We start from the raw sequence: 3,135 nt of genomic DNA on the forward strand, positions 1-3,135 counted from the left end.
GGCCGCGCCCCCGGCCCCCGCCGGCCGGCTCGTCCACCACCCGGAAGGTGATCCGCAGGTGGTCGGGAACGTTCTCCGGCGCGAAGTCCCCCGGCTCGATCTCCGCGCCCGTGAGCCGGCGCAGCCCCCGCGCCAACGCCTCCACCAGCGGCACCGACCCCGGCTCCGGCGCCTCCTCGGCCAGGAACCGCCGCGCCACGTCCGGCGCCGGCACGCACCGCCGGCGCAGCGGCTTGGGCAGGGTGCGGATCAGCTCCGTCACCACCTGCTCCCGCAGCCCCGGGATCTGCCAGTCGAACCCCTCGGAGGTCACCTGGTTGAGCACCTGGAGCGGCACGTGCACGGTCACGCCGTCCGCGTCCGTCCCCGGCTCGAACTGGTAGGTCACCCGCAGCCGCAGCCGGCCCTGCCGCCACACGTCCGGGTAATCCTCACGGGTGACGCCCGCCGCCCGCTCGTTGACCAGCATCGACTTCTCGAAGCTCAGCAGGTCCGGCGCCTCGGCGCGCTTGCGCTTCCACCAGGAGTCGAAGTGCGCACCCGACACCACGTGCTCGGGCACCCGTTGGTCGTAGAAGTCGAAGAGCGTCTCGTCGTCCACCAGGATGTCGCGGCGCCGTGCCCGGTGCTCCAGCTCCTCGACCTCCGCCAGCAGCTTCCGGTTCTCCCGGAAGAACTCGTGGTGGGTCCGCCAGTCGCCCTCCACCAGGGCGTGCCGGATGAACAGCTCCCGACAGGTCTCCGGGTCGATCCGCCCGTAGTTGACCTTGCGGTTCGCCACCAGCGGCACCCCGTACAGGGTGACCCGCTCGTAGGCCATCACCGCCGCCTGCTTCTGCTCCCAGTGCGGCTCGCTGTACGTCCGCTTCACCAGGTGCTCGGCGAGCGGCTCCACCCACTCCGGCTCGATCCGCGCGTTCACCCGCGCCCACAGCCGGGAGGTCTCCACCAGCTCCGCCGACATCACCCACCGCGGCGGCTTGCGGAACAGCGCCGACCCGGGGAACACCGCGAACCGCGCACCGCGCGCCCCCAGGTACTCCTGCTTCTCGGTGTCCTTCAGCCCGATGTGCGACAACAGGCCCGCCAGCAGGGACTGATGGATCCGGTCCGGGTCCGCGAGCGGGTTCCCGCTCTCCCCGGCGCCGATCCCCATCTGTTTGACCACGGTGCGCAACTGGCCCACGATGTCCTGCCACTCGCGTATCCGCAGCCAGTTCAGGAACTCGTCGCGGCACATCCGGCGGAACGCCGAGGACGACAGCTCCCGCTGCCGCTCGCGCACGTACTCCCACAGGTTCCACAGCGCCAGGAAGTCCGAGGTCTCGGCCGGCCCCTCGCGGAACCGCCGGTGCTTCGCGTCCGCCTGCTGCTGCAGCTCCGCCGGCCGCTCGCGCGGGTCCTGGATCGACAGCGCCGCCACGATCACCAGCACCTCGCGCACGCAGCCGTTGCGCTCGGCCTCCAGCACCATCCGCGCCAACCGCGGGTCCACCGGCAGCTGCGCCAACCGGCGGCCGGTCTCCGTCAGCCGTTTGCGCGGATCCCGGTGCGTCGTGTCCAGCGCGTGCAGTTCCTCCAGCAACTGCACGCCCGCCCGCACGCTGCGGTGGTCCGGCGGGTCGATGAACGGGAAGCGCTCCACCTCGCCCAGGCCCGCCGCGTTCATCTGCAGGATCACCGACGCCAGGTTGGTGCGCAGGATCTCCGGGTCGGTGAACTCCGGCCGGGAGGCGAAGTCCTCCTCCGAGTACAGCCGGATGCAGATGCCGTCGCTGGTGCGCCCGCAGCGGCCCTTGCGCTGGTTGGCGCTCGCCTGCGAGACCGGTTCGATCGGCAGCCGCTGCACCTTGGTGCGGTGGCTGTAGCGGGAGATCCGCGCGAAACCGGGATCGATGACGTACTTGATGCCCGGCACGGTCAACGAGGTCTCCGCCACGTTCGTGGCCAGCACCACCCGGCGCCCGGAGTGGCGCTGGAAGACCCGCTGCTGCTCGGCGTGGCTCAGCCGCGCGTACAGCGGCAGCACCTCCACCTCGCCGGCGCCCGCCGGCCGACCGCCCCGGCCGCCGGGGGCCAGGTGCTTGCCCAGGGCCTCGGCGGTGTCCCGGATCTCCCGCTCACCGGAGAGGAAGACCAGGATGTCCCCCGGGCCCTCCGCGCACAGCTCGTCCACGGCGTCCCGGATGGCCGTGATCTGGTCCCGCTCCTCGGCCCCGCCGGCCGGGCCGTCCTCCTCGCCGGTCGCCCCGGGGCGCTCCTCCAGCAGCGGCCGGTACCGCACCTCCACCGGATACGTGCGCCCCGACACCTCCACGATCGGCGCCTCCTCCCCGTCCGGGGTGCGGAAGTGCCGGGCGAACCGCTCCGGGTCGATCGTCGCCGAGGTGATGATCACCTTCAGGTCGGGGCGGCGGGGGAGCAGTTGCGCGAGGTAGCCGAGCAGGAAGTCGATGTTCAGGGACCGCTCGTGCGCCTCGTCGATGATGATCGTGTCGTACCGGCGCAACTCCCGGTCGTGCTGGATCTCGGCCAGCAGGATGCCGTCCGTCATCAGCTTGACCATGGTGTTCGGGCCGACCTGGTCGGTGAAGCGGACCTTCCATCCGACCGTCTCCCCCAGCGGGGTGTTCAGCTCGTCCGCGACCCGCTGCGCCACCGTGCGGGCGGCGATCCGACGCGGCTGGGTGTGGCCGATCAACCCCCGCACGCCCCGGCCCAGTTCCATGCAGATCTTCGGCAGCTGCGTCGTCTTGCCCGAACCGGTCTCGCCGGCGACGATCACCACCTGGTGGTCCCGGATCGCCTCCCGGATCACGTCCCGGCGGCGGCTGACCGGCAGCTCCTCGGGATAGCGGATCTCCGGTACCGAGGCGCGCCGCAGTTCCAGGCGCAGCTCCGCCTCCTCCACGGCGGCGGCGATCTCGGCCAGTACGGCGGCCCGGGCGGCGGGCTTGCGCACCCGGCGCGCACCCTCCAGCCGTCGGCCCAGCCGGCGCTCGTCGTCCGGTGTCAGGGCGCGCAGCCGCTCCGCCAGCTCGGCGAAGCCGGGGGCGGCGGGGGTGTCGGGTCCGGTGGCGCGGCTTCCGGCGGTGTCGGAGCCGACGGGGGCCTCGGCGGGAGAGGCGGGGGTGC

1 protein-coding gene is annotated in these 3,135 nt (G+C 72.7%); it reads right to left on the bottom strand.

Annotated features, from left to right (window positions below):
- Positions 1 to 3,037, bottom strand: a 3,037-nt coding sequence (gene hrpA, locus FOE67_RS21060) for an ATP-dependent RNA helicase HrpA (protein ID WP_182666412.1), incomplete at its 3' end; no start/stop codon positions are given.
- Between the last annotated feature and the right edge of the window lie 98 nt (positions 3,038 to 3,135).

Source organism: Streptomyces calidiresistens (genome assembly GCF_014141525.1).
Classification (GTDB): Bacteria; Actinomycetota; Actinomycetes; order Streptomycetales; family Streptomycetaceae; genus Streptomyces; species Streptomyces calidiresistens.